Source organism: Nonomuraea sediminis (assembly GCF_018531495.1).
GTDB lineage: Bacteria > Actinomycetota > Actinomycetes > Streptosporangiales > Streptosporangiaceae > Nonomuraea > Nonomuraea sediminis.
The window spans coordinates 811,355-836,214 of the sequence record NZ_JAHDTI010000002.1; the positions used below are offsets into that span (position 1 = coordinate 811,355).

The window sequence follows — 24,860 nt, forward strand, 5'->3', positions numbered from 1 at the left end:
TGCACGCCGCATTTGGTCGAGCCGGGTTCGGCTACCTCTCCTCGCGTTGCCTCAGCGACTGCCACGCCGCCTCGCCCAGTCCCTTGATCTCCTCGTCGGTGGGCGTGTGGGCGCCGGCGAACCACAGCCGGCACATCTCCTGCGCGGGGCCGAGCCACAGCACGTAGCACATGGTCGCGTGCACGGGCTGGAGCAGGCCGTTCTTCATGTGCGGCTTCCACCAGTCGGAGACCCGGCGGAAGAAGGTACGGCGGGCCTCGGCCACCTCGGCGCCGCCCGGCTCGCTCTTGCGCGGAGGCCGTTCGCTGACCAGGATCCTGGCCCGCTCGGGGTTCTCGCCCGCCCAGCGCATGTGCATGGCCACCACGGCCTCGATGCCGTCGCGGGCCTCTGAGTGCTTGACGAGCTCGCTGATGAAGGCCTCCTGGTAGGAGGCCAGGATCTCGGCGTACAGGACGCCGAAGACGTGTTCCTTGCTGGCGAAGTGGTGGTAGAAGCTGCCGACGCTGACGCCGCTCTCCTCGCGGAGGCTGGCCAGCGTCGTGGCCGACACCCCGTCCTGGCTGAACCGGCGCAGGGCACCCTCGATGATCCGGGTCCGGCCGTCGCGTCCGTTCTTGACACTCTTCACGTTGTCAATGGTGATGCACCAGAACGTTGTTCCGCAAATACCGCCGCTTCATGGATCATAGCGGTCACCTCAACCGACCCGGAAGTGACCTTCATCGTGGCACTGGGCCAGATCCTGCGGATCAGCCGCAGGACCCGGCGGTTCTCGCCGAGCACGTCCATCCCGACCGTGGTCGCACCCCTGATGGAGGCACGCAGCAGCAGCGTGTCGATCAGACGAGGGCCGAGCCCGCACCCCTGCCACCTGTCGGTGACCACGACCGCGATCTCCACGTCGGTGGCGTCGCCTCGGTAGCTCATCGCGTGCCCGATGATCTCGCCGTTCAGCGTCATCACCAGGGCGTCTCGGCACTCGTCCACCGCGATCAGGGCGCGCACCAGGCCGGCGGCTGGGCGGCCGAGGCCGGAGAAGAAGCGCAGGGTCTGCGTGTGCAGCGAGAGCCCCGACAGGAAGCGCCGGATCCCCTCCTCGTCATCGGGCCTGGCGGGCCTGATCTGAGTTCCGAGCATAGACCCAGCTTGCCGCCGAACGGCTGAGTCTGTCAATCAAACTCAGATATGATGTACGAATGAGCGTGATCCCACGACCGAACAACTGCTCGATCGAGCGCACGCTCGACATCGTCGGGGAGAAGTGGACGTTCCTCGTGCTCCGCGAGGCGTTCGGCGGGGTCCGCAGGTTCGCCGACATGCAGGCGACCACCGGCGCCCCGCGCCAGGTCCTCAGCGCCCGGCTCCAGCGGCTGGTCGACGAGGGGCTGATGCGCAAGGAGCCCTACCGCGTGCCCGGCCAGCGCCAGCGCGACGAGTACCGCCTCACCGACAAGGGCCGCGACCTCTATCCCATCCTGGTCGCGCTCATGCACTGGGGAGACACCTACACCGCCGACGACGACGGACCCCCCATGCTGATGACCCACCGCGACTGCGGCGCCCCGGTCGAGCAGTACATGCGCTGCGCCGACGGCCACGAGGTGCACGGCCCCCGCGAGGTCACGGCGCTGATCGGTCCCGGAGCCGGCCTGAAGTCGGCGTGAACCCACGGGCGGGGGCACCGGGTGGGGTGCCTAACCTGGAGGGGTGTACCGGTTCCTGCTGACGCCTCGATGGCTCGCGCTGCACGTCGTCGTGCTGCTCGTCATCCCTGCCTTCGTGTTCCTCGGCAGGTGGCAGTTCGGCCGGTACGAGGAACGCTCGACCAACAGTGACGTGGTCACCACCAACCTCGAGGCCAAGCCGGTGCCCATGGGCGACCTCGTCCCGCCAGGACAGGCGGTCAAGGACGGCGACCGGTTCCGCTCGGTGACCGTGGCGGGCACCTACGACGCCTCGCACGGGCTGCTGGTGCGCCGCCGGCCCCAGGAGGGGCGCAACGGCTTCTACGTGCTGACCCCACTCGTCACCGGCGGCGGGCAGGCCGTTCTGGTGAACCGCGGCTGGGTCCCGGCCGGCGCCACGGCCGACACGGCCCCGGCGGTCCCGGCCGCGCCGACGGGTCAGGTAACTGTCACCGGCCGGCTACGTCCTGGCGAGACCGAGGCCTCCAGCGGGATCAAGGAGCGTTCCGGGCTGCCCCAGGGGCAGGTGCTGCTGATCAACCCCGCCAGGATCGGCAGCGGCCTGCCGTACGGGCTGGTGGGCGGGTACGTGGAGCTGACCGGGCAGGAGCCGAAGAGCCAGCAGGCGCCTGAGCCGGTGACCGCGCCCGACGTGGGCTCGGGCGGCGGGCTGAACTTCGCCTACGGGCTGCAGTGGTGGGCCTTCATCGGCGTGGCCATCGGCGGATGGATCATGCTCATCCGGCGCGAGGTCGCCGACAGGCGGGCCAAGGACGGCGAACCTGCCAAGGTCCAGACCGCCAATTAAGGTGGCAAGCGTGACCCGCCACATCGAATTCGCCAATATCCACAATTTTCGCGATGTAGGCGGATACACCGCCTCCGATGGCCGCACGGTCCGGTGGCAGCGGCTCTACCGCGCCGACTCGCTCGGCTGGCTGACCGGCGACGACGTCGACCGATTCCTGGCGCTGAAGGTGCGCACCGTGATCGACCTGCGCGGCCCCGAAGAGGTGCGCAAGCGCGGCCGCGCCCCCGAGACCGAGGGCCAGCGCTACCACAACCTGCCCGTCGAGGGCCGCCCGTGGGACATCAGTCAGTTCGACCCCGAGGTGGGCCTCGAACGCTTCTTCGCAGACCGCTACCTGGAGGTCAGCGAGGACGGCGTCGACAACCTGCGCACGGCCGTCGAGACGATCGCCGCCGCCGACAACGCGCCGGTGGTCGTGCACTGCGTCGCGGGCAAGGACCGCACAGGCCTGCTCATCGCGCTGGTGCTCGCCCTGGTCGGGGTCGCCGAGGAGGACATCGTGGCCGACTACGCGCTGACCGGGCTGGCCACGGCCCGCTTCATCGCCGACGGGCCGCGCAAGTATCCCGACCACCCGATCTGGCCCGGATTCGGCGTAGCCCCGGCCGAGGCGATGTGGCTGTTCCTGACGGACCTGGCGGCCCGGCACGGCTCGGTGGAGGGCTACTGCAGGGACGTTCTCGGGCTCGCCCCGGCCACCATCGAAGATCTCCGGGCCAACCTGACTGATCCGATCTCCGAGGGGTAGGGGGCGCCGGGGTCCGCGAACGCGGCACCCTCACTCCGGCGGACCCCACCGTCCCGGGATCGCCCCGCCGATCCCGGGACCGCAGCTTGTTCGAGGTCGCGCCCCCGTCGTACGGTTACCTGCGTGACTACGCCGCTGCTCCCCGACCCCGAACCACGGCGGCGCGACTATGTGATCATCTCCGCCGACGACCACCTGATCGAGCCTCCGGACCTGTTCGAAGGCCGGATCCCGGAGAAGTACGCCGAGGTCGCGCCCAAGGTCGTGGATACGGACGCCGGTCACCAGGTCTGGCGGTACGGCGGGGCCACCTACCCGTGCGCCGGGCTGGACGTGGGTGCCAAGACCCTCGACCCGGTCCGTTTCGAGCACATGCGCCCCGGCTGTTATGACATCGAGTCCCGCATCGAGGACATGGACGTGGCCGGCATCTGGGCCGCGCTCTGCTTCCCCGGCATGCTCGCCCAGCAGGCCGGCATGCCCTTCGCCAGGACCCGCGACCAGGAGCTCGGCCTGGCCCTGGTCAAGGCGTGGAACGACTGGCACATCGACGTCTGGGCGGGTACCTACCCCGAGCGCATCATCGGCCTGCAACTGCCGTGGCTGCCCGATCCCGACGTCGCCGCCAAGGAGATCAGGGCCAACGCCGCCCGCGGCTTCAAGGCCGTCACCTTCCCCGAGTTCCCGACCCGGGTGCGGCTGCCGTCGATCCACACGGGCCACTGGGACCCGTTCTTCGCCGCCTGCGAGGAGACCGGCACGGTCGTCTGCCTGCACACCGGCGAGTCCGGCTGGTCCCCCGTGCCCTCGCCCGACACCCCGATCGAGGCGATCACCACGCTGATGCCGACCAGCGCCATGTTCGCCTGCGCCGACTGGCTGTGGTCGGGCATCCCGCTGCGCTTCCCGAACCTGCGCATCCTCATCGTCGAGGGAGGCGTCGGCTGGCTGCCCATGCTGGCCGAGCGCGCCGACTACGCGCTCGACCACCCGGTCGCCGGCGAGGCCGCCTGGGAGGGCGGCCTCAAGCCGAGCGAGGTCCTGCGCCGCAACTTCTTCTTCGGCACCCTCGACGACCACGCCCTGTCCGGCGTACGGCTGGCGGTCGGGCTCGACCACGTCCTGCAGGAAAGCGGATACCCGCACTCCGACTCGACCTGGCCCGACACCCAGAAGTCGGTGGCCAAGAACCTCGGCCAGCTCCCGCCCGCCGACATCGCCCGCGTCGCCTACGGCAACGCCGCCCGCCTGTTCGGGCACCCGCTGCCGTCACGGGCGTGGCTCAGGATGGAACAGCTCTGATCTGCTTGCGCTCCCACTCGACGTAACGCCCGCTCTCGCCCAGCATCGCGCTGAGCAGCCAGAGGAACACGCCGAAGTCGTCGACCACGCCGATGCCGACGAGGAAGTCGGGGATGACGTCGACCGGCGAGACGATGTAGAGCACGCCCAGAGCCATCAGCACCAGGTTCTTCCTGGCGCCGAACTCGCCGCGGGCGCTCGCGCCGATCATGCGGGGAATGGCCCGGACCCTGGCCATCAGGCCAGGGGTGCCGGGCTTGGTCACGTCCCGGTAGGTCCGCCAAGCACGGGCCGTCTTTGACATCATGAGCACCTCCTCACGACATAACGTGTTACCCGTGCCCGGAGGTTCCTAACTGCCGAACGGGTGAGCCTCCTCGACCTGGGCGGCGATCCTGATCAGCAGGTCCTCCCTGCCGATGTCGGCCACCAGCTGGACGCCCACCGGCAGTCCCGTCGCGGTCCTGTGCAGCGGCAGCGAGATCGACGGCTGCCCGGTGGCGTTGAACGGCGAGGTGAATGACACCACGTGCGCGGTCCTGCCGAACCCGATGCTCAGATCGTCCTCGGGGATCCAGCCCAGCGGGAACGGCGCCACCCCGACCGACGGCACGAGCAGCAGGTCGAACCCGCCGGCCCACCAGGAGGTCATCCGGCGGCGGAAGCGGTCGATCCACTGCGTGGCCAGGATGTGGTCGGCCGCGCTGCGGCCCCTGGCCACCGAGACCATGGCGGCGTTCCTGGGTTCGAGCTCCTCCAGGTCGACGGGCTTGCCGCGGAGCCGGCCGACGTTCTCGATCTCGGCGGCCAGGTTGTCGGCCACGATCGCGCCGAAGTGCGTGGGGAAGTCCGGATCGCCGAGCGCCGCCGGGTAGCCGGGTTCGACGTCGTGGCCCAGGCCCTCCAGGATCCGCGCGGCCCTGGCCACGGCCTCGGCCACCTCCGGCACCGCGGGAACGTCGCCACGCGGGTGCACGTCGGCGAACCCGATCCGCAACCGGCCGGGATCCGCGCCCACCTCCTCGGCCAGCGGCCTGCCCAGCGCGGGCGCGTCATACGGGTCCCCTGGCTGGTAGCCGGAGATCAGGTCGAGCGCCGCCGCCGTGTCACGCACCGTCCTGGTGACGAAGCCGTTGCAGGAGAACCCGTTCCAGCCCTCGCCCAGGGTCGGGCCGAAGCTGGAGCGCCCGCGGGTCGGCTTCAGCCCCACCAGGCCGCACAGGCTCGCCGGGATCCTGATCGAGCCGCCGCCGTCGCTGGCCGTCCCGATCGCCACCATGCCCGCCGCGACCGCCGCCGCCGACCCGCCGCTCGAGCCGCCCGCCGAGAACCCCAGGTCATAGGGGTTGCGCGTGGGGCCGAACGCCCGCGGCTCGGTGGTGATCGTGCTACCGAACTCCGGGGTGTTGGTACGGCCGAGCATCACGAAGCCCGCCTGGCGCACCTTGACCACCCCGTGCGCGTCGGCGTCGATCCTGACCCCGTCCATGGTCCGCGATCCCGCGCTGTACGGCTCGCCCGCCTGCTGCCAGCCCAGGTCCTTCAGCAGGATCGGCACCCCGCGGAACGGCGCGTCCTTCGGGATCTGGTCGACCTCCTCGAGCGCCCGCTCGAACCGCTCGTAGATCACGGCGTTCAGCGCCGGATTGCGCTCCTCGATCCTGGCGATCGCCGCCTCGACCAGCTCACGCGGGTCCAGTCCTTCGCGGACGGCCTCGGCCTGCCCGATCGCGTCCAGCCGCAGAATGTCGTCCATGGTCGTCCCTTCACGCTCGGGGGGCCAGGTCGCGCACAGCCTGAGTGAGAGGGATCTCACCACCGGGGATCGGGGCGAGGACGGGGGTGTCGAGCCCGTTGTCGATGTACTCCTGGATGCGGGCCCGGCAGGTCGCGGCGTCGCCGTGGATGACCAGGGCGTCGACGACCTCGTCGGGGATCGATTTGAGCGCGGTCTCACGGTCGCGGGCGGCCCAGGCCTCGTGCATCGGCCGCAGCACCTCGCCCCGGCCCAGCCAGTCGTGGAAGGCCGCGTAGACCGGCACGGTGAGGTAGCTGGCGATCATCCACCGGGCCAGCTGCCGCACCTGCTCGGCGTTCTCGCTGACGCACACGAACAGCCGCGCGATCAGCTCCGTGCCGGGCCCGACCTCAGCCCGGACCTTCCGCACGTCCTCGGGCGCCAGCCAGTTCGTGATCGCGCCGTCGGCCTCCTCGGCGGCCAGGTGGAGCATCCGCGGCCGCAGCGCCGCCAGCACGATCTTCGGCGCCACCCGCGGCGCCCGCTCCAGCTTGAACCCCTTCACCTCGAACGTCTCATACTTCTCCGAGACCTTCTCCCCCGCCAGCGCCGCACGCAGGAAGCGCAGCGTGTCGCGGGTGCGGGCGTACGGCTTGGCGAATGTGCCCGCGTTCCAGCGCTCCACGATGACCGGGGACGAGGATCCGATCCCGAGCACGAACCGCCCCGGCGCGAGGTCGGCCAGCGTGGCCGCCGACATCGCCAGCAGGCCAGGACCCCTGGTGTAGACCGGGATGATGGCGCTGCCCAGCCTGATGCCCTCGGTCCACTCGGCGGCCATGGCCAGCGGGAGGAGGCCGTCGGCGCCGTTGACCTCGGCGGACCAGGCGTCGGTGTAGCCGAGTGCGGGCAGCTCGGCGATCAACTCCCGCGAGTCGGCCAGCGAGCGGTCGTGGAAGGGAATCGTCATGCCCCAGTTCTGCGTCAAACCGGCCTCCAGGGGTGAGCCTCGCTTCTGCTCGACCATACCAACCAGACGGTATGGCGTCGCCACGCTGGACTTGGTTGCCGGGAATGTCGGCTGTGACGTGCTAGAACTTGATCACGATGTGGGGACGGCGGCTGCTCGCGGCGGGGGTACTGGCAACCGGGCCGGCGCTCCTTCCCGCGCTCTCCGCGGTCGCCGTGACCGGCCCGGTGCCGCTGTGCGTCGATGTGGTCCATGACGACGTGCTCGGCTTCGACGTGCCGGTCGTCCGGCCGGGTGCCGCCTGCACCTGCGCCCACCCCCTCCTCGCCCACCTCTTCGACGCCCGGTGCCCTACGCCGAGCCATGCGGCCCCCACGCAAACACTTTCCCCATCCATGGCACCCACGCAAACGCCCTCCGCCTCAGAGGCACCTTCCGCCGTCACGCCCACGCCCACCCCGGATCCCACGCCGACCACCTCGGCACAGGCTCTTTCGGGTCCGGGTAGTTCCAGACGGCACGCCTCGACCGCCTCCCGCCCCGCGCACGCGCCCTCGCAGCCGTCAGCGGTCCGCCCGTGGCCCGCTCAGCACCCCCAGCGACCCGTCCAACGCCCGAAGGCGCCCCGTGCCACCCCGAGACACTCCAGCGGCCGCCACGCGCCTGACAGGGGCCCCTGGCGCCCGGGTGGCGGCGGGCCTGCCGTACCAGGCGACGAGACAGGGTCGGTGGTGAGCCGGTTCGCCGAGCGGCGGCAGGGGATGGACCGGGCGACCGCCATGGTCGTGGTGTTCACCGGGGTCGTCTCCGTGGCGGCCGTGTCCGGGCTGGGCCGCAGGACGACGATCCGCCGCCGCTAGGGCTCGGTGCCGACGTGCCGGTCGATGGCGTCGAACTGGCGCTGCGCGGCCTGGAAGGCGTCCGGCCTGACGGCTCCGGGCCCCGAGTAGGGCTTGGCGAGCAGGACGATGACGACGATCCCCACCACGACCACGCCGACCCGTACCAGGTCGCTCGTGATCGAGGCCGCGCTCGGCTTCACCCCGGCCAGCCAGGGCAGCACGATCACCAGCGCCCCTGAGGCGATCATCGAGATGAGGAAGACGGGGTCGAGGCTGGAGGCGGCGTCGTCGGCCCGCATGCCGCGCGCGTGGCTGATGTCGGCGGCCCTGCCGAGGGCGTCCGAGCGCGAGCGGAGGCCGGTGATGCCCTCCGGGTGCAGGCGCTGCACGGCGATCCGCAGGTCGTCGAGCGTCTCGCCAGGCACGGACGACAGCTCACCCTTGGGCATCAGCGGCCAGTCCAGAGCAACCGCCTGGGTGGTGTACCGGCACACCTGGGCGCGGATCGGCGCGGCCTCGGGCAGCGGCGCGACGGCCCAGTAGAGCTCGGTCAGGCTCTCCGCCTCGGCCGCGGCGTCGGTCTCCGCCGCCTGGATCGCGTCGTGGCCGAGCACCGCGGCGTACGCCAGCACCAGCAGGTAGACCGCCAGCGCGAGGTTGACGGCGAAGTCCAGCGCGGCAGGGCCGTGCTCCTCGTCGCGCCTGCCTCGGCGCCGCAGCACGACCAGCGCGACCAGCAGGACGGCGACGGCCGCCGCGACCAGGAACCACACCATGATCACTGAGAGTAATCAGGTCATGCGCGTAGTTCGTGGACCGCCGCGATGAAATCCTTGGTGATGCCCCGCAAGCCCGGCAGATGCGAAAGCCCGACGAGCCGGTCGACGAGCGGGACCGTCACGTCGATCAGGCGGAAGGTGCGCGCGCACCCGGGCGAGGTGTCGTGCACCCAGAACAGGACCATGCCCATCGACAGCAGCCAGAGCAGCTCGGGCAGCTCCTCGCGCAGGTCGGAGTCCATGCGGTCGCGCGAGCCCTCCACGACCAGGCGGTAGATCCCGATCGACGCCTCGCGGGCGGGCGACGACTGGGCACTGAACGGGCTCAGCGGGTTCGTGGGCTCGGCGGCGTGCTTGAAGAACTTGACCGCGAACTCGTGGTACGGCTCCGACACGCGGACCCACTCGCGCAACACGCCGCTCAACCGGGCGGCGAAGGAGGTCTCGGTGGCCAGCAACTCCCGGCAGGCCTCTTCGTGCTCGGCCTGGGCGCGGTCGTAGTAGGCCTGGATCAAGGCCTCCTTGCTCTCGAAGTAGTAGTAGGCGTTACCTACGGATACACCAGCCTCGGCCGCGATGGCCCGCATCGTCGTCGCATCGAAGCCGCGCTCCCGGAACAGTCGCAAGGCCGTCTCGACAATGACCTCTCGGGTGCTCTCCGATCCTCGGTTTCGGGCTTCGGACACGTTCGTCACTTTACGTCTCTCAGCCGTGTTCGGTCATGAAGCCGCACGGTGATCGCCACCACAGGGCAAAGTTACGCGTGCTTCAGGGGTCATCATGCGTGAACGGTGGGATTGATGATTCTGGCGGAAGGGCTATTCCGCGAAAAGGCATCGACATGTGGATACGTGGAACGGTGCGGCTCGCAGGAGTCGCGCTTCTCGGCGTACAGATCACCATCATCGCGCTCGCAACGTCCGCATCCGCGACTCCGCGGACAGCGAACTCCGAGCCGAAGCGGTCGCCGACGCTGATCACTCACCACTACGCGATCGAAGGAGCGATCGAAACAGCACGCTGGTATGCCGACCTCGACAAGGTCGACAAGCCAGTAGAACTCGCTCGTGCCAGGCCCCGCTACGCGGCGATCCGCGTCTCGAACACCCAGGCGGTCGACTGGTTGCACGACGCAGGAGTGCGCGCGAAGTCGTCCGGGCACTGCGCCAACAGGCGGCAGAGCACGTGCACGTCACTGGAGGCGGTCCGCACGTACACCGTCTCCTCGGTCGTCGCTCTCAAGCGAGACAGCGACTGCCGCATTCTCATCACGGGAGGCACGGAGTCGGGGCACGCGCCCGGGCGCTTCAGCCACGCAGCCGGCTACAAGCTGGACATCACTCATAACGCGTGCATCGACCACTACATCACGACCAGCTTCCCCAGAAGCGGCACCCGGGGCGACGGCTCCGCCCTCTACCGGACCCCGACCGGCACGGTCTACGCCAGCGAGTCCTCCCACTGGGACATCCTGTTCCGGTAGTCGTTTCTTGGGGCATTCTTTACGGCGGGCGGCCGCCACCGGCCGCCCGCCGTCGTGCCTCGAGGGCCCGCGACCGGCGCTTCCGGCGAGTCGTGGACACTTTCCCGCCGTCACGGCGCCCGGGATCCACGTCCCACGGCCCGCCTGGCCGCCGCACAGGGCGCCGACATCCACCGACCCACATCCCACCGACCCGGCGCCCGAAAGCCTCGGGAACCGGAGGGGTGGCCCTGGAAACCCAGGGAACCGCCGAGGTGGTTCCCTGGGAACCCTTGGGAACCGCCGGGGCGGTTCCTGGAACCCGCCGGATGGTCCTCAGGGGATCGCTCCCGCGCCCACTACCCGGGCGCCGGAACGGCGGGATGTGGGTCGGCGGGGGTCGGCGCCCCTGTACGGCGGCCAGGCGGGCCGTGGCGCCCGGATTCCGGAAGACCGTGACGGCGGGCAAGCGACCCACCCATGCGTGTCGCCGAAAGCAGGACGGCAGGCCACGGCGGCGAGTAGCGGCCACCGTGGCCTGCCGTACAGCAGAGACCTCAAGAGCTCGTACGGCGGTGAGTCGCCGCCGTACGAGCAGAAGGCCCTCAGAGCTCGCGGGCGACCAGTTCGGCGATCTCGGCGGCGTTGAGGGCCGCGCCCTTGCGGAGGTTGTCGCCGCAGACGAACAGGTCGAGCGTGTTCGGGAAGTCGATCGCCTGCCTGACCCGGCCCACGTAGGTGGGGTCGGTGCCGACGACGTCCGCCGGGGTGGGCCAGACGTCGTTGGCCGGGTCGTCCATGAGGACGACCGTGGGCGCCGCCTCCAGGACGCGGTGCGCGTCGGCGACCGTGACCGGCCGCTGGAAGCGGGCGTGGACCGCCAGCGAGTGGGTCGTGACGACCGGCACCCGCACGCAGGTCGCCGACACCCGCAGGTCGGGGATGCCGAGGATCTTGCGGGACTCGTTGCGGAGCTTGAGCTCCTCCGAGGCCCAGCCGCCGTCCTTGTAGGAGCCCGCCCACGGCACCACGTTGAACGCGATCGGCGCGGGGAACGGCGACTCCGCCTCGAGCTTGTCGGCGAGCACCTGGCGCACGTCGCCGGCCTTCTGCCCGATCGAACGGTCACCGGCCAGGGCCTCGACCTCGTCGTAGAGCCTGGCGGAACCCGCCACGCCGGCGCCCGACACCGCCTGGTAGGAGGCCACGACGAGCTCCTCGAGGCCGTACTCCGCGTGGAGCGCGCCCATGGCAGCCATCATCGACAGGGTCGTGCAGTTCGGGGTGGAGATGATGTTCCTGGGCCGGTTGCGCACCTCGCCCGGGTTGACCTCGGGCACGACCAGCGGAACATCCGGCTGCATCCGGAAAAATCCGGACTTGTCGACGACCACGGGCCCGCGCGCGGCGGCGACCGGGACCCACTCCGCCGCGACCTCGTCGGGCACGTCGAAGATGGCGATGTCGATGCCGTCGAAGACCTCGGGCGTGAGCGCCTGGACGACGATGTCCTCACCGCGGACCGACAGGACCTTCCCCGCCGACCGGGCGGAGGCGATCAGCCGGATCTCTCCCCAGATGTCGGGGCGGGTGGACACGATGTCCCGCATCACGGTGCCCACGGCACCGGTAGCCCCTACGAGCGCAAGATTGGGCCTCATCGTCCGCTACCTCCGTACACCACTGCTTCGACCTGGTCCGCGTCGAGGTCGAAGGCGCGGTGCGCGGCCGCCACGGCCGAGTCCACGTCGCCCTGCTCGACGATCACTGAGATGCGGATCTCCGAGGTGGAGATCATCTCGATGTTGACCCCCGCGTCGGCGAGGGCCGCGAAGAACGTCGCGGTGACGCCGGGGTGCGAACGCATGCCCGCGCCCACCAGCGACACCTTCCCGATCTGGTCGTCGAACAGGAGCGACTCGTAGGCGATGTCACCCTGGATCTTCTTCAGTGCCGTGAGCGCCGTCTGGCTGTCGGCCGTCGGAAGCGTGAAGGAGATGTCGGTGCGACCCGTCGCAGCGGCCGAGACGTTCTGCACGATCATGTCGATGTTGATCTCGGCTTCGGCCAGCGTTTTGAAGATCGCGGCAGCCTCGCCGACCTTGTCGGGAACCCCGACAACGGTGATCTTGGCCTCGCTCCGGTCGTGCGCGACGCCGGAGATGATCGGCTGCTCCATCTCATGTCCTTCAATGTCAGGGTCTTCGGTGTAAGGGTCGGACACGACCCATGTGCCTTCCTTGGTGCTGAACGAGCTGCGGACGTGGATCGGCAGATCGAAGCGGCGAGCATACTCGACGCACCGCAGGTGCAGGATCTTGGCGCCGCAGGCCGCCATCTCCATCATCTCGTCGTAGGAGATCTTGGGGATCTTGCGGGCGGGCGGCACGATGCGCGGGTCCGCGGTGAAGATGCCGTCCACGTCGGTGTAGATCTCGCAGACGTCGGCCTCCAGGGCCGCCGCCAGCGCGACCGCGGTGGTGTCGGAACCGCCGCGGCCCAGCGTGGTGATGTCCTTGGTGTCCTGGGAGACACCCTGGAAGCCGGCCACGATCGCGATGTGGCCCTTGTCGATGGCCCCGCGGATGCGGCCGGGCGTCACGTCGATGATGCGCGCCTTGCCGTGCGAGGAGTCGGTGATCACACCCGCCTGCGAGCCGGTGAACGAGCGCGCCTCGTGACCCAGGTTGGCGATCGCCATCGCCAGCAGGGCCATCGAGATCCGCTCACCCGAGGTCAGCAGCATGTCGAGCTCGCGGCCCGGCGGCAGCGGTGATACCTGCTCGGCCAGGTCGAGGAGCTCGTCCGTCGTGTCGCCCATCGCGGAGACGATCACGACCACGTCGTTGCCGGCTTTTTTCGTCGCGACGATCCGCTGCGCGACCCGCTTGATGCAGGACGCGTCGGCGACGGACGAACCACCGTACTTTTGCACAACGAGCGCCACGAGAGTCTCCCGGTCTGGACTGTGAACCGCCAGTCTACCGAGGCGGTCTCATGGTGCCGCTGGGCTGGACCACTATGTGGACAGAGCCTCCTCGGCCACGTCCAGCCGGGTGTGCGCGGCCAGGGCCTGCAGCGCGCGCATCGCGGCGCCGGCGTGGTTGCCCCAGGTGTTGAAGTAGGAGTACTGCCACCACCACAGCGCCTCATGCGGGCGCCCCGCGTGGAAGTGGCGCAGCCCGTGGATGAGGTCGGCCGCGACCGCCGTGAGGTCGTCGGAGAGCCGGTAGGCCGTCACTGCGGTGTCCTTGTACGGGTCGAACACCTCGGCGTAGTCGTCGACCGCGCCGAGCCGCTCGGCCAGCGCCGTGCGCACGCCGTCGACGTCCGGGTCCTCGCTCATCGGCGGTTCGTTGTTGCCGGAAAGGATCACGTCCTGGCTGGCGCCGAGCTTGGCGCCGGCCAGGCTCACCTGAGCCACCTCCACGAGCAGCAGGGCCCAGATGCCGTCGCCGCCCTCACCGCAGGCGACCCTGGTCAGGCCATCCACGTAGTTCTGGGCGTGGCCCGCGACCTCCTCGGCGAGAACACTCCACTGATCAGACATCCAGCAGCCTCCGTCCTTCGAACGCGCGGCCCAAGGTCACCTCGTCGGCGTACTCGAGGTCACCGCCGACAGGCAGACCGCTGGCCAGTCGTGTCACTTTCACACCCATCGGCTTGACCAGACGGGCAAGGTAGGTAGCCGTCGCCTCCCCCTCGAGATTGGGGTCGGTGGCGAGGATGAGCTCGGTGACCCGGCCATCGGCCAGGCGCGTCATGAGCTCGCGAATGCGCAGGTCGTCCGGCCCGATGCCGTCGATCGGACTGATCGCGCCGCCGAGCACGTGGTAGGTGCCGCGGAACTCGCGCGTCTTCTCGATCGCCACGACGTCCTTGGACTCCTCGACCACGCAGATGACGTGCGTATCGCGACGCGGATCGCGGCAGATGCGGCACTCCTCCTCCGCGGCCACGTTTCCGCAGACCCGGCAGAACCGCACCTTCTCCTTGACCTCGAGCAGCGCGTGGGCGAGCCGCTTGACGTCGGCGGGATCGGCCGCCAGCAGATGGAACGCGATCCGTTGCGCGCTCTTGGGACCGACGCCGGGCAGCATGCCCAACTCGTCGATCAGATTCTGGACGACCCCCTCGTACATGGCCTAGAACCCCGGTAGCTGGCCGAAACCGCCACCACCCAGCCCCTGTGCCAGCGGACCGAGCTTCTCCTGCTGCAGATCGGCGGCCGCCCGCACGGCGTCGCGGACGGCGGCGATCACCAGGTCGGCGATCGTGTCGGCCGTGTCCTGCGGGTCGGATGCGTCGACCACGCTCGCGTCTATCTTCAGCTCGAGCAGCTCACCGGAGCCATTGACCACCGCGGTCACCAGGCCGCCCCCGGACGAGCCCTCGATCTGCGCGTCGTTCAGCTCCTGCTGGGCGCTGGCAAGCTGCTGCTGCATGAGCTGGGCCTGCTCCAGCAGCTGCTGCAGGTTGACATCCCCTGGATTCACCTTCGTGCGCTCCTCGTAGCTCCGCGTCTTCTGACGTCACGAGCCTACGGTGTTTGAGCGCCGTCATGTACTGGCATGGCCAGGTGTTTCGGCCTTGGCCGGGTCCCGGCCCCCCTCCAGCGCCCAGGACCCGGCCATCACGCCGGCCGGAGCGGCCGCACCACGCCGACGTGTCGAGCAGAGAATTTAGTAAGGGCAAGGTTGCACACAGGTTGCGATCGTTCAATCACCCTTCGCAATCCCCTGAACAGCTTGCGTTGGGCCTCCTTAACCCGGATGCTTCGGTTGACTACTTGGAGTGGCCGATGAGTTACGCCCATCTCGACGCGTACTCCCGCACACTGCGCGGAGCCCACGAAGCCGCCGTGACCGGTGAGGCCTGGCCGGCGGGGCCGCGGCGCCTGATCACCGCCTCTTGGCGGCGTTCCATGGAAGCCGGGATCGATCCGGAAAGCAGGGCCGCACCCCTGGTCTTCGACCAGACGCACATCGACGATGTCCGCCAGGCCCACCCGCTGCAGCCCTTGCTGTCGATGCTGGCCCAGACCCTCACCCAGATGGCCGATGAGAGCGCTCACATCATGATCGTCACCGATGCCGACGGTCGGATCCTGTGGCGCGACGGCAACCACGGCATCATGCGCACGGCCGACCAGGTCGGCCTCGCCGACGGCCATCACTGGGCCGAGGGCTCGGTGGGCACCAACGGCATCGGCACCGCCCTGGCCACCCGCCGGCCCGTCCACGTCTACTCGGAGGAGCACCTCCTGCGGGTCCTGCACGTCTGGTCGTGCAGCTCCGCGCCCATCGTCGACCCCGACACCGACCAGGTGCTCGGCTGCGTCGACGTGAGCGGCACCGCCCCCAGCCTGCATCCCGCCACGGTCGCGCTCGTCGCGGCCACGGCCAGGCTCGCCGAGACCCAGCTCGCCCTGCGCATGCACGAACGCGACGAGCTCCTGCGCCGCCGCTACGAGGCGCTGCGCTCGCGTCCCGGCATCCTGCTGTCCACCACGGGCCGCATCCTGGCCGGCGATCCCTCCGGCGCGCTCGGCCGCCGCATCCCGCTGCCCGTCACCGGGGAGCGCCTGATCCTGGCCGACGGGCGGGTCGCGCAGCTCGAACCCTTCTCCGACGGCTTCCTGCTGCGCGCGTCGATCTCGTCCGCGCCACCTCCGACGCTCCGCCTCACCTTCCTGGGCGAGGGCATGCCGATCGCCACCGTGGGCGAACGCCAGATCCAGCTCTCGCTGCGCCATGCCGAGATCCTGGCACTGCTCGCGTTGCATCCGCGTGGCCTGACGGCCGAGCAGCTGTCCTTCCACCTGTACGGCGACGACGGCAACCCCGTCACCATCCGCGCCGAGATCCACCGGTTGCGCTCGCAACTCGACGGCACCATCGGCGCCAAGCCGTACCACCTCAACTCCCCCACCGAGGCCGACTTCCTGGAGATCAGGCACCTGCTGTCGACCGCCTCCCCCGAAGCCCTCGCCCGCGCCTACACGGGCCCCCTGCTGCCCCGCTCCGAATCCCCCGAGATCCGCCGCGAACGCGACGAACTCGAAGTCCAGGTCCGCTCCAGCCTCCTGCGCCGAGGCTCCCCCGACGACCTGTGGACCTACGCCCAGACAACCAACGGCCGAGACGACCCACTCGTCCTCGAACGCATCGCCTCCACCCTCACCCCCACCGACCACCGCGCCGCCGCAGCCCAAGCCCGCCTCAACACCCTCACCTAACCCACCCCGGACGGCCCTGCGCCCACGGCCGTCCCCCACGCGCGCCCCAACCCCTCCAGCGCGCCCTCCCCAACACCCCCAACCTCCCACGCGCTCCCACCACGGGCCCCAACCCCTCCCACGCGTGCGCCCCTCCACGCCACGGCCCTACCAGCCGTCCCGCACACGTCCCGCGCTCCCCGCCGCCTCAGCACCCCACGCTTCCTGGACTTCCCTCGCCAGCTCAGCGCGCACCCTCCAGCGCTCCCACCCGCCCCGGCGCCCCACGTATCCCTGGCTCCTGCGCGGCCCTCGCCCCGGCGCGTTTCGATGCGCGGGCGTGCACGGCTCTCGTGCGGAGGGGCCTCGGACGCGACCTCATGCCGCTCTCGATGCCGGTGAATGCACGTCTTGCCTGTGGCGGCCCGCACGCGACTCCTTGACGTTCACGGCGCGTGCTTACCCTTGACGAGCGCTGTGGCTCTCCAGCGCACACGACTCTCCCTGGCGCGTTGGGCGACTCGGGTCCGGAAGACTCTCCCTGGCGCCTTGGGGTACTCGGGCGCGACAACTCTCCCCCGGCGCGTTGGGGTGTGCGGGAGTTCGCTCGGGGGGATTTGGTACGGCAAGCCGTACAACCCGCTACTCGCCGACGTCACGACCGGCTGTCGTTTCCACGGCAGGCGGGCGCGCGGCGCTGGGCGCCGTTACGGCCGCACGGGAACCACCGGGGTGGTTAAGTGTGGTCGATCTCCCCGATGACCTGGGCGCCGAGTTCGCGCTGCAGCAGGGCCATGCCCGAGACCACGTCCACATCGGCGTCGGCGTCGTTCAACGGGTCGACGTCGTCGCTGTCGGAGTTCTTGCCACGGCCAGGAACCGCGTCGGGCCATCCGGACGACCCGCCCTGACGAGGCGCAGGAGCCCGAGGCCCAGCCTGGGCCGCCGCCAAGGCAGCCGAGCGAGCCGCCGCATACCCGGACCCGGGCGCCCCCTGCGTGGGATCCGGCGACGGCGGCATCCCAGGCCCACCATCGTCGGGCGCATCGGGCCACGACTCATCCGTCGTAGGCGCACTCCGCGCACCGGCTCCCGCACCGTGCACCCCAGAGCTTCCAGCAGCCCCGGCACCGCCGACACCACCCGCCGCTCCAGCACCGCCGACACCGCCTGCCGACCCGGCACCGCCCTGCCCTACGACTCCAGCCGCACCAGCCCCACCGAGGCCCACGACCCCGCCAGCCCCACCGGCTTGACCGGCACCGCCGCCCAAAGCACCAGCATCAACGCCCAGCACGCCAGAGCCACCGAGCCCTGCGGAACCAGCAACACCACCGGACCCACCGTGCCCCACCGATCCAGCAAGCCCGCCATCTCCGCCCTGGCCCACCGATCCAGCCGCCCCACCGGGCCCGCCAAAGCCACCATGACCCACAGGTGCGGCAGCCCCAGCGGAACCACCCTGGCCCACCGATCCAGCAGGTCCGCCAGGTCCGCCCAAGCCACCGTGGCCCGCCGATCCAGCAGCCCCACCGGAACCGCTCTGGCCCATCGGCCCAGCAGCGCCATCGGGCCAATCGGAACCGCCATGGCCCACCGACCCGGCAGCGCCACCGGGTCCGCCTTGACCTGCAGCGCTGCCCAGTCCGCCAGAGCCGCCCGGCCCGCCGGGACCGCCTTGTGCGCCGGGGGCGTTAGGGCCGCCTTGAAGGCCGGGGTCGCCGGATCCGGCAGTGCCAAGGGAGCCGCCGGGGTTCGCGGAACCGGAGGCTGACATCCCGGGCGCGTTGGAGCCGGGAGCTCCGTATCCTGTGGCGCCGGGGCTCGAGGCGGTTGCGCCGGGGCCGGTCGCGCCTGGGGCTCCTGCGTTGGAGCCTGGGCGGCCGGGGTTGCCGGGGGACGAGCCGCGGTTCGGGGCGGTGGGTGGGTGGCCCTGGGTTGCGCGGGGTGGGGGTGAGCCGCCGACCACGGCCTCGACGCGCCACGTACCGCCGAGCACGTCGCTCAAGGCGGTAGCCACGACGGCGTCCTTGCCGCCGCCCGTGAAGTTCTTCATCGCGCCGACCTGGCTGAAGCCGAGCGTGACGAGGTTGCCCTCGACGCCGACCACCTGGGCGTTGGTGCTCACGTTCGCCCAGACGACGATGCTGCGCTGCTTCAACGCGGCCAGCACGGCAGCCCACTGCGACTGCAGAGCGGCAAGCCCACCACCGCCGGCACCCGCCCCGGCGCCCGCTCCAGACGCCCCACCCGATCCAGACGCCGCACCTGATCCAGGCACCGCTCCCGATCCAGACACGGCGCCTGATCCGGACGAGCCCGCCGCATAAGCAGCCCCGCCCCCAGGTGCTCCCATGCCACCGGACCCAGCCGAAGCGCCACCCGCACTGGAGGACTGGCCCCCCTGCCCGGGCCGCACCGTCTCCGGCCAATCGTCCTCCGCCGAGACACTCCCAGACCCGGAACCCGCCTGACCAGAACCCACCGCAGAATCGGAACCCGCCTGACCGACACCCGCCGAGCCGGGACCCGCCTGACCGACACCCGCCGAGCCGGGACCCGCCTGACCGACGCCCGCCACGCCAGAAACCGCATGACCAGAGGTCGCCGCCGAACCGGGACCCGCTGGTCCGTAGTCCGCAATGCCAGAAGCCGCCGGACCCGTCGCGGGAGCCACGGAAGGCGCGCCGCCCGCCGTACCAGCACCGCCCGCCGTACCAGCACCGCCCGCCGTACCAGCACCGCCCGCCGTACCAGCACCGCCCGCCGTACCAGCACCGCCCGCCGTACCAGCACCGCCCGCCGTACCTGCACCGCTGGCCGTACCGACGGCGCCCGCCGTACCGGCAGAGGAGCGAGCCGCCATCTGGGCGACGGCCGAGCCGCGCTCGAGGCGCTCCAGCCGGACCAGCAGCCCCTCCTCACCACCGGCGGCCCCGGGCAGCAGGACGCGGGCGCACATGAGCTCGAGCAGCAGCCGCGGCGACGTGGCGCCGCGCATCTCGGTGAGGCCGGCGTTGAAGACCTCGGCGGCGCGGGTGAGCTCGGCGGGGCCCATCGAGGACGCCTGCTGGACCAGGCGCTCCAGCTCGTCGGCGGGGCGGTCGAGCAGGCCGCTGGAGGCCGCTTCGGGGACGTTGGCCAGGATGACCAGGTCGCGGAAGCGTTCGAGCAGGTCGGTGGCGAAGCGGCGCGGGTCGTGGCCGCCCTCGATGACCCGGTTGACGGCGTGGAAGACCTGGGCACCGTCGCGGGCGGCGAAGGCGTTGACCACCTCGTCGAGCAGGTCGCCGTCGGTGTAGCCGAGCAGCGAGACGGCCTTGGCGTAGGTGATGCCGTCGTCTTCCGCCCCGGCAAGCAGCTGGTCGAGGATGGACAGCGAGTCACGGGCGGATCCGGCGCCGGCCCGCACGACCAGCGGCAGCGCGGTGGGCTCGAAGGGCACGTTCTCGGAGGAGAGGATCTCCTCCATGAGCGCGCGCAGCGTGGCGGGCGGCATCAGCCGGAACGGGTAGTGGTGGGTGCGCGACTTGATCGTGCCGATGACCTTTTCCGGCTCGGTCGTCGCGAAGATGAACTTCAGGTGCGGCGGGGGCTCCTCGACGAGTTTGAGCAGCGCGTTGAAACCCTCGCGGGTCACCATGTGCGCCTCGTCGATGATGTAGATCTTGTAGCGCGCCGAGACTGGGGCGAAGAAGGCCCGCTCGCGCAGGTCGCGCGCGTCGTCGACGCCACCGTGCGAGGCGGCGTCGATCTCGATCACGTCGAGGTGGCCCGGCCCGGTCGGGGCGAGCGCGATGCAGGACTCGCAGACTCCGCAGGGGTCGGGAGTGGGGCCCTTCTCACAGTTGAGACTTCTGGCGAGGATCCGGGCGCTGGAGGTCTTGCCGCACCCGCGGGGGCCGCTGAAGAGGTAGGCGTGGTTGATGCGCCCCGTACGCAATGCCTGGCGGAGCGGCTCGGTGACGTGCTCCTGGCCCTTGACCTCGGCGAAGGTCCCGGGCCGGTACTTGCGGTAAAGCGCAAGGCTCATGCGACCATCCCGCCTGCGAGGGGGCTCCCAACGAAGAGACCCCCCGCACACCCGCCAGAGCCCGCTTATCCTTGCTGCCTTCCGGCCCTGGGGAGGTTCACAGGATGACGCCGCGCGAGGGGTCCTGACACAGTCTAGCCACATCGGGCAGTGCTCGCTCCCGTCAAAACGTGGTCGGCGCACCGCGCGAAGTCCGGTAAGCTCTTCGGCGGAGGATTCGCCTAGTGGCCTAGGGCGCACGCTTGGAAAGCGTGTTGGGGGCAACCCCTCACGAGTTCGAATCTCGTATCCTCCGCCTGTCCAGAGGGGTCGCACCATGATTTCGGTGCGGCCCCTCTGGCGTTTCCGCCCCCGCCGGCCTCTTCCGGGTCCTCTCCGATCTCTTCCTTCGGCCCCTCAGATGAACCTGCGGCCTCCCAAATGAACCTGCCCACCAGCTCGAGTACGCCGAGGGTGGGGCAAGAGCGTGGCTTGATCACGTCTACCCTGTAGCCCGAAATGCGTGCTCTCACGAATCTCGGGCGGTATTGCCCAGCGGCTGAGCCACCGTCCATGCGGACGTTCCCGCTGTCACGCGGCGGTCGAGTGCGCACTGAGCTCCGGTTCTCCACAAGACGTAACCCAGCTCGAAAGGCAGACTGACAAGTGCCCTTACTCTCGATCATCACGCCCAGCTACAAGCCTGTCCGAGAACAACTCCTGGAAGCCTACGAATCGGTTCGCACTCAGGAGTTGCCCGAAGGGTGGGAGCTGGAGTGGATCATTCAAGAGGACGGCAGCACGGGCGTGGTGCGGGACATGCTTCCGGACGATCCCCTCGTGAACTTCGGGACGGGCCGTCGGGGTGGGGTCGCGTTGACGCGCAATCTCGCGCTCGCCCGCTCGAGGGGTGAGCTGGTCAAGAACCTCGATCAGGACGACATCCTGACCCCAGGTGTCCTGTCCCGGGACATCGAGGTCCTCGCCTCGGACCCTGTTGTGCAGTGGACCACCTCTCGCGTTCTCGACTTGTTGCCGGACGGCTCGACTGTGGGGTTCGAATCCGATCCGCCGGCCGGACGCATCGAGCCGGGATTCGTGTTCGATCACTGGCGAACGCACGACTACCGGCTTCCCGTGCATCCCACGACGATCTGCATCCGCCGAGAACTGGTCGTCGCGCTCGGCGGATGGATGGGGATCCCGGGCTCGGACGACACCGGCATGCTCGTACCGGCAAGCGTCACGAGTTACGGGTACTTCCACGGCGAGGTGGGCCTGCTCTACCGGAAATGGCCAGGTCAGGAGACGGCGAGCGCCGCGCACTACGCCGACGAGGAACGACGACTGCGCATGGACGTCATCGAGGCACGCGCGGAGGCGATCATCAAGCTCTGGCCATCGCTTCGCGTCAGCTGAAACGCCTCCAGGGAGTTGCATACATGTTAGGTATCTCCCTACATTGATCCCCCGAGCCGATCATCGGAGATGCCGTGCGCGAGCCGCCCCCGACGCCCGCCGACCAGTGGTCCCAGTGGGACACCAACCCCCCCCGGCTATTGGCCAGGCCTGGGAGCCGAGCACAAGGACGGCTTCGAGATCGACCGGAGAGGCGTGAAGGCCGTATCCGGCAACCTCGTCAAGCTGGCCATATCCTCTCAGCAGTTCACCCCCCTCTACGGCGGCGGCAGCTGGAACCTGCACTGGACGTTGCTCCGTGAGCTGAACACCCTGCTCTCCACGGCCCAATACGCCGCCTTCTCGTTCTGGGGAGATCTGTACGAGGAGGCCGGAATGGCCGGGCTCCTGATCGAACGGGCCTCTCAGCGCTACGACCTCGCGGAGCAGCCACTGCTCGGCGACATCCCCCGTGCCACGCTCGACCAGCGGATCGTCGGCATGATGACCGGCGACCCACCCGCCCACGTCCTGGGCGACGAGCCGAGCGACATCTACCCCAACGGCGGCGCCACGCTGGAGCTCCCCAAGGCGATCGACTACGGCGTGGGCAACATGACCGCCGCCAAGGCCAAGGAGGATCTCCTGGTCTATCCGCCCCTCACGCCGGTCGGCGCCGACTCCTACGTGCAGGCCGCCGACTCCCTGGTCGAGCTGGCGCACACGGTGCAGGGCCGTGCCCAGGACCTGCGCGACGCACCCTGGCACGGCGCCGCGGCCGACAAGGCCCAGACCGCGCTACGGCAGATCTACGCGAGCGCGACCGGCCTGGCCGCCGTCTGCGGCAAGCTGGCCGCGGCCAGCAAGGGTTTCGACGAGGTCCTCACCTGGTGCCGCGAGAACTTCGAGCGGGTGGCGGATCCCGACCGCGGCGGCTGGGACGAGTTCTGGGACATGGGCGGCACTCCCGACAGCCGTACCCGCGACTTCCTCAGCGGCCCCAACAGGCAGCTCATGGAGATCTACTACGCGATGCCCAAGCGCATCCAGGAGGATCTGCCGGGCCTTATGGTCACCGACCAGAGCCTCGCCGACCTGCGCGAGCGGAAGAACATGGTGAAGACGAGGCCCAAGACCTCGAAGTGGTTCAAGGAGAACGACAAGGCCTGGCTGGAGCACCACAACCCGATCCTCGAGGGCTACGAGGAAGCGGAGAAGGCGTACGGCTAGGCCGCGACGAGCGCCTTGGTGCGGTCGGTGGCCATGTGGAGGGCGAAGGCGCCCAGGATGGTCCCCGTGACGTAGCGCTGGACGCGCATCCAGACCGGGCGCTTGGCCAGGAAGGCCGCCAGGCTGCCCGCCGAGATCGCGATCAGGGCGTTGACCCCGGTGCCGATGAGGATCTGGACCGAGCCGAGCGCCAGCGACTGCAGCAGCACGTGCCCCATCGCCGGGTCGATGAACTGCGGCAGCAGCGACAGGTACAGGATCGCGATCTTCGGGTTGAGCAGACAGGTGAACAGCCCCATGCCGAAGAGCTTGCGCGGCGACTCGACCGGCAGCTCGCGCGGCTGGAAGGCCGAGGTGCCGCCGGGCTTGACCGCGTTCCACGCCACCCACAGCAGGTAGGCGGCCCCCGCCAGCTTCAGGGCGGTGTACGCAGCCGGCACGTAGGCGAAGATCGCCGTCAGCCCGAGGCACGTGGCCGTCAGATAAGCGGTGAAGCCCAGCGCAACGCCCGCCAGCGAGATCAACCCCGCCCTGCGCCCTTGGGCGATCGATCGAGACACCAGATAGATCATGTTCGGTCCCGGCGTCAGCACCATACCCAGCGAAACCAGCGCAATCCCGATAAGTCCACCCATCATGCATCGCACAGTAGCCCAGTCACAATGCGTAGTTGATCCGCTACTGGGAAGTATGCGGTCATGCAGTTCGACGATGACAAGGAGCTCGACCCATCCCAGGTCGAGGACGTCCGGGCATCGGGGCAGCAACCCGGCGGCGGGGGCATGCCGAGCGGCTGCGCGTCACTGCCGATCAGCGGCAAGGGCGGCGGCTGCCTGCTGCTCGCGCTGGCGCTGGCCGCCCTGTTCCTGTTCAAGGTCATCCCGGACTCCTTCACCGGCGAGCAGCAGGCGCCGCCCCAGGGCGGCCGCCAGGCTCCCGCACCCCGGATCTCGCCCAGCGGCAACCTCGCGGAGCGCTGCAGGACGGGCGCGGACGCCGATCAATCCGAGGACTGCCGCATCGTCGGCATCGTCAACAGCATCCAGGCCTACTGGAAGCAGGCATTCGCCGGACGCGGTGGCTCACCGTACACGCCGGCCAAGACGGTGCTCTTCTCCAACTCGGTCAGGACCGCGTGCGGGGTGGCCGACTCGGCGGTCGGGCCGTTCTACTGTCCCGCGGACCAGAAGATCTATCTGGATCTGGCCTTCTTCAACACGCTGCAGCGCGACTTCGGCGCCAAGGGCGGGCCGTTCGCCCAGGCTTATGTGGTCGCTCATGAGTACGGTCACCACGTGCAGAAGCTGCTGGGGACGATGAGCCGGGTCGGCAACAGCCGCCAGGGCGCCACCAGCGGGGCGGTGCGGCTGGAGCTGCAGGCCGACTGCTACGCGGGCGTCTGGGCGCACAACGCGGTCAAGACCGGCTTCTACACCCGGCCGTTCACGCAGGCCGACATCGACGAGGCGCTCAACGCGGCCTCGGCGGTGGGCGACGACAGCATCCAGCGGCGCGTGCGGGGCCGGGTGACCCCGGAGTCCTTCACCCACGGCACCTCGCGGCAGCGCGCGAAATGGTTCACGATCGGATACCAGAGCGGCGATCCCAAGCGCTGTGACACGTTCACGGGTGGCATCTGACGGTCCCTTTCGGGAAGCTGTCA

24 protein-coding genes, 1 tRNA gene and 1 other RNA gene are annotated in these 24,860 nt (G+C 69.9%); 11 read left to right on the top strand and 15 right to left on the bottom strand.

The genetic code is table 11. The annotated features are described in order from the left end of the window. Positions 1 to 31: 31 nt before the first annotated feature. Positions 32 to 631 carry a TetR/AcrR family transcriptional regulator gene (locus KIK09_RS11850; protein ID WP_214318923.1) on the bottom strand — a complete coding sequence of 200 codons (600 nt, stop codon included), beginning with the start codon at positions 629 to 631 and terminating at the stop codon, positions 32 to 34. Beyond that, a complete protein-coding gene (locus tag KIK09_RS11855; protein ID WP_214318925.1) occupies positions 628 to 1,140 on the bottom strand; it encodes a GNAT family N-acetyltransferase in 513 nt (170 codons plus the stop codon). The genes KIK09_RS11850 and KIK09_RS11855 overlap by 4 nt, the downstream gene beginning before the upstream one ends. Before the next feature lie 59 nt (positions 1,141 to 1,199). Here KIK09_RS11855 and KIK09_RS11860 point away from each other — a divergent pair, with 59 nt between their 5' ends. The 4 genes from KIK09_RS11860 (at position 1,200) to KIK09_RS11875 (ending at position 4,549) form a co-directional block, all read left to right on the top strand. Next, positions 1,200 to 1,667 carry a winged helix-turn-helix transcriptional regulator gene (locus tag KIK09_RS11860; protein WP_214318928.1) on the top strand — a complete coding sequence of 156 codons (468 nt, stop codon included), beginning with the start codon at positions 1,200 to 1,202 and terminating at the stop codon, positions 1,665 to 1,667. Positions 1,668 to 1,710: 43 nt separating this feature from the next. Then, positions 1,711 to 2,496: an SURF1 family cytochrome oxidase biogenesis protein gene (locus KIK09_RS11865; protein WP_214318930.1), complete on the top strand. Its 786-nt coding sequence runs from the start codon at positions 1,711 to 1,713 to the stop codon at positions 2,494 to 2,496. A gap of 10 nt (positions 2,497 to 2,506) precedes the next feature. Beyond that, positions 2,507 to 3,247 (top strand): tyrosine-protein phosphatase, encoded by a 741-nt coding sequence (locus KIK09_RS11870; protein ID WP_214318931.1) that lies wholly within the window; start codon positions 2,507 to 2,509, stop codon positions 3,245 to 3,247. A gap of 123 nt (positions 3,248 to 3,370) precedes the next feature. Next, on the top strand, positions 3,371 to 4,549 hold the full coding sequence (locus KIK09_RS11875) for an amidohydrolase family protein (protein ID WP_214318933.1): 1,179 nt from the start codon (positions 3,371 to 3,373) through the stop codon (positions 4,547 to 4,549). Here KIK09_RS11875 and KIK09_RS11880 read toward each other — a convergent pair. From KIK09_RS11880 to KIK09_RS11890, 3 genes are read right to left on the bottom strand one after another with little or no spacing between them, the layout of a single operon-like run. Next, complete coding sequence (locus tag KIK09_RS11880; protein ID WP_250572904.1) at positions 4,530 to 4,856, bottom strand: YkvA family protein; 327 nt, start codon at positions 4,854 to 4,856, stop codon at positions 4,530 to 4,532. The two genes, KIK09_RS11875 and KIK09_RS11880, sit on opposite strands and share 20 nt — an antisense overlap. A 45-nt stretch (positions 4,857 to 4,901) precedes the next feature. Next, positions 4,902 to 6,305: an amidase gene (locus tag KIK09_RS11885; protein ID WP_214318935.1), complete on the bottom strand. Its 1,404-nt coding sequence runs from the start codon at positions 6,303 to 6,305 to the stop codon at positions 4,902 to 4,904. 10 nt (positions 6,306 to 6,315) lie between these two features. After that, positions 6,316 to 7,314 (bottom strand): LLM class F420-dependent oxidoreductase, encoded by a 999-nt coding sequence (locus KIK09_RS11890; RefSeq protein WP_250572905.1) that lies wholly within the window; start codon positions 7,312 to 7,314, stop codon positions 6,316 to 6,318. A 674-nt stretch (positions 7,315 to 7,988) separates the two neighbouring features. On the opposite strand from KIK09_RS11890, the gene KIK09_RS59070 reads away from it, so the two are divergent. Beyond that, positions 7,989 to 8,117 carry a hypothetical protein gene (locus tag KIK09_RS59070; protein WP_275956085.1) on the top strand — a complete coding sequence of 43 codons (129 nt, stop codon included), beginning with the start codon at positions 7,989 to 7,991 and terminating at the stop codon, positions 8,115 to 8,117. On the opposite strand, the gene KIK09_RS11895 is transcribed toward KIK09_RS59070, so the two are convergent. Beyond that, positions 8,114 to 8,875, bottom strand: a complete 762-nt coding sequence (locus tag KIK09_RS11895) for a bestrophin-like domain (RefSeq protein ID WP_214318937.1) — start codon at positions 8,873 to 8,875, stop codon at positions 8,114 to 8,116. The two genes, KIK09_RS59070 and KIK09_RS11895, sit on opposite strands and share 4 nt — an antisense overlap. A 20-nt stretch (positions 8,876 to 8,895) precedes the next feature. Continuing rightward, positions 8,896 to 9,573, bottom strand: a complete 678-nt coding sequence (locus KIK09_RS11900) for a TetR/AcrR family transcriptional regulator (protein ID WP_308164036.1) — start codon at positions 9,571 to 9,573, stop codon at positions 8,896 to 8,898. 164 nt (positions 9,574 to 9,737) lie between these two features. Between KIK09_RS11900 and KIK09_RS11905 the strand changes: the two genes are divergently transcribed. Beyond that, entirely contained in the window at positions 9,738 to 10,361 is a 624-nt protein-coding gene (locus tag KIK09_RS11905; protein ID WP_214318940.1) for a hypothetical protein, read from the top strand. 584 nt (positions 10,362 to 10,945) lie between these two features. Here KIK09_RS11905 and KIK09_RS11910 read toward each other — a convergent pair. The 5 genes from KIK09_RS11910 to KIK09_RS11930 form a co-directional block, all read right to left on the bottom strand. Further along, positions 10,946 to 12,001 (bottom strand): aspartate-semialdehyde dehydrogenase, encoded by a 1,056-nt coding sequence (locus KIK09_RS11910; RefSeq protein ID WP_214318943.1) that lies wholly within the window; start codon positions 11,999 to 12,001, stop codon positions 10,946 to 10,948. Next, positions 11,998 to 13,287: an aspartate kinase gene (locus KIK09_RS11915; RefSeq protein WP_214318944.1), complete on the bottom strand. Its 1,290-nt coding sequence runs from the start codon at positions 13,285 to 13,287 to the stop codon at positions 11,998 to 12,000. The genes KIK09_RS11910 and KIK09_RS11915 overlap by 4 nt, the downstream gene beginning before the upstream one ends. Before the next feature lie 72 nt (positions 13,288 to 13,359). Beyond that, positions 13,360 to 13,890: a DUF5063 domain-containing protein gene (locus tag KIK09_RS11920; protein WP_214318953.1), complete on the bottom strand. Its 531-nt coding sequence runs from the start codon at positions 13,888 to 13,890 to the stop codon at positions 13,360 to 13,362. Beyond that, entirely contained in the window at positions 13,883 to 14,482 is a 600-nt protein-coding gene (recR, locus tag KIK09_RS11925) for a recombination mediator RecR (RefSeq protein ID WP_214318955.1), read from the bottom strand. The genes KIK09_RS11920 and recR overlap by 8 nt, the downstream gene beginning before the upstream one ends. Positions 14,483 to 14,485: 3 nt before the next feature. Further along, positions 14,486 to 14,836, bottom strand: coding sequence for a YbaB/EbfC family nucleoid-associated protein (locus KIK09_RS11930; protein WP_214318957.1), 351 nt, complete (start codon positions 14,834 to 14,836; stop codon positions 14,486 to 14,488). A 305-nt stretch (positions 14,837 to 15,141) separates the two neighbouring features. Between KIK09_RS11930 and KIK09_RS59080 the strand changes: the two genes are divergently transcribed. Continuing rightward, positions 15,142 to 16,578 (top strand): helix-turn-helix domain-containing protein, encoded by a 1,437-nt coding sequence (locus KIK09_RS59080; RefSeq protein WP_214318959.1) that lies wholly within the window; start codon positions 15,142 to 15,144, stop codon positions 16,576 to 16,578. Positions 16,579 to 17,293: 715 nt separating this feature from the next. Here the strand turns inward: KIK09_RS59080 and KIK09_RS60565 are convergent. Together KIK09_RS60565 and ffs are read right to left on the bottom strand one after the other, a co-directional pair. Next, the gene (locus tag KIK09_RS60565) at positions 17,294 to 20,590 is read right to left on the bottom strand and encodes a DNA polymerase III subunit gamma and tau (RefSeq protein ID WP_372455647.1); all 3,297 of its coding nucleotides are present in this window, start codon (positions 20,588 to 20,590) and stop codon (positions 17,294 to 17,296) included. A 31-nt stretch (positions 20,591 to 20,621) separates the two neighbouring features. Continuing rightward, positions 20,622 to 20,717, bottom strand: an RNA gene (gene ffs / locus KIK09_RS11945) — signal recognition particle sRNA small type. A gap of 83 nt (positions 20,718 to 20,800) precedes the next feature. Between ffs and KIK09_RS11950 the strand changes: the two genes are divergently transcribed. From KIK09_RS11950 to KIK09_RS11960, 3 genes are all read left to right on the top strand, one after another. Continuing rightward, positions 20,801 to 20,885: transfer RNA gene (locus KIK09_RS11950), tRNA-Ser, on the top strand. Positions 20,886 to 21,235: 350 nt separating this feature from the next. Continuing rightward, complete coding sequence (locus KIK09_RS11955) at positions 21,236 to 21,988, top strand: glycosyltransferase family 2 protein (protein WP_214318960.1); 753 nt, start codon at positions 21,236 to 21,238, stop codon at positions 21,986 to 21,988. A 195-nt stretch (positions 21,989 to 22,183) separates the two neighbouring features. Further along, positions 22,184 to 23,197, top strand: coding sequence for a WXG100 family type VII secretion target (locus tag KIK09_RS11960; protein WP_214318963.1), 1,014 nt, complete (start codon positions 22,184 to 22,186; stop codon positions 23,195 to 23,197). Here the strand turns inward: KIK09_RS11960 and KIK09_RS11965 are convergent. Next, positions 23,194 to 23,835: a LysE family translocator gene (locus tag KIK09_RS11965; RefSeq protein ID WP_214318965.1), complete on the bottom strand. Its 642-nt coding sequence runs from the start codon at positions 23,833 to 23,835 to the stop codon at positions 23,194 to 23,196. The genes KIK09_RS11960 and KIK09_RS11965 overlap by 4 nt on opposite strands. Before the next feature lie 60 nt (positions 23,836 to 23,895). Here KIK09_RS11965 and ypfJ point away from each other — a divergent pair, with 60 nt between their 5' ends. Next, a complete protein-coding gene (gene ypfJ / locus KIK09_RS11970; protein WP_214318967.1) occupies positions 23,896 to 24,837 on the top strand; it encodes a KPN_02809 family neutral zinc metallopeptidase in 942 nt (313 codons plus the stop codon). The last annotated feature ends 23 nt before the right edge of the window (positions 24,838 to 24,860 follow it).

Bases quoted from the DNA above. Each gene is read 5' to 3' on its own strand.
- KIK09_RS11855 (WP_214318925.1), bottom strand. From the start codon at position 1,140: ATGCTCGGAACTCAGATCAGGCCCGCCAGGCCCGATGACGAGGAGGGG.
- KIK09_RS11860 (WP_214318928.1), top strand. From the start codon at position 1,200: ATGAGCGTGATCCCACGACCGAACAACTGCTCGATCGAGCGCACGCTC.
- KIK09_RS11880 (WP_250572904.1), bottom strand. From the start codon at position 4,856: ATGATGTCAAAGACGGCCCGTGCTTGGCGGACCTACCGGGACGTGACC.
- KIK09_RS11885 (WP_214318935.1), bottom strand. From the start codon at position 6,305: ATGGACGACATTCTGCGGCTGGACGCGATCGGGCAGGCCGAGGCCGTC.
- KIK09_RS11890 (WP_250572905.1), bottom strand. From the start codon at position 7,314: ATGGTCGAGCAGAAGCGAGGCTCACCCCTGGAGGCCGGTTTGACGCAG.
- KIK09_RS11895 (WP_214318937.1), bottom strand. From the start codon at position 8,875: ATGGTGTGGTTCCTGGTCGCGGCGGCCGTCGCCGTCCTGCTGGTCGCG.
- KIK09_RS11910 (WP_214318943.1), bottom strand. From the start codon at position 12,001: ATGAGGCCCAATCTTGCGCTCGTAGGGGCTACCGGTGCCGTGGGCACC.
- KIK09_RS11920 (WP_214318953.1), bottom strand. From the start codon at position 13,890: ATGTCTGATCAGTGGAGTGTTCTCGCCGAGGAGGTCGCGGGCCACGCC.
- recR (WP_214318955.1), bottom strand. From the start codon at position 14,482: ATGTACGAGGGGGTCGTCCAGAATCTGATCGACGAGTTGGGCATGCTG.
- KIK09_RS59080 (WP_214318959.1), top strand. From the start codon at position 15,142: ATGAGTTACGCCCATCTCGACGCGTACTCCCGCACACTGCGCGGAGCC.
- KIK09_RS60565 (WP_372455647.1), bottom strand. From the start codon at position 20,590: ATGAGCCTTGCGCTTTACCGCAAGTACCGGCCCGGGACCTTCGCCGAG.
- KIK09_RS11965 (WP_214318965.1), bottom strand. From the start codon at position 23,835: ATGATGGGTGGACTTATCGGGATTGCGCTGGTTTCGCTGGGTATGGTG.
- ypfJ (WP_214318967.1), top strand. From the start codon at position 23,896: ATGCAGTTCGACGATGACAAGGAGCTCGACCCATCCCAGGTCGAGGAC.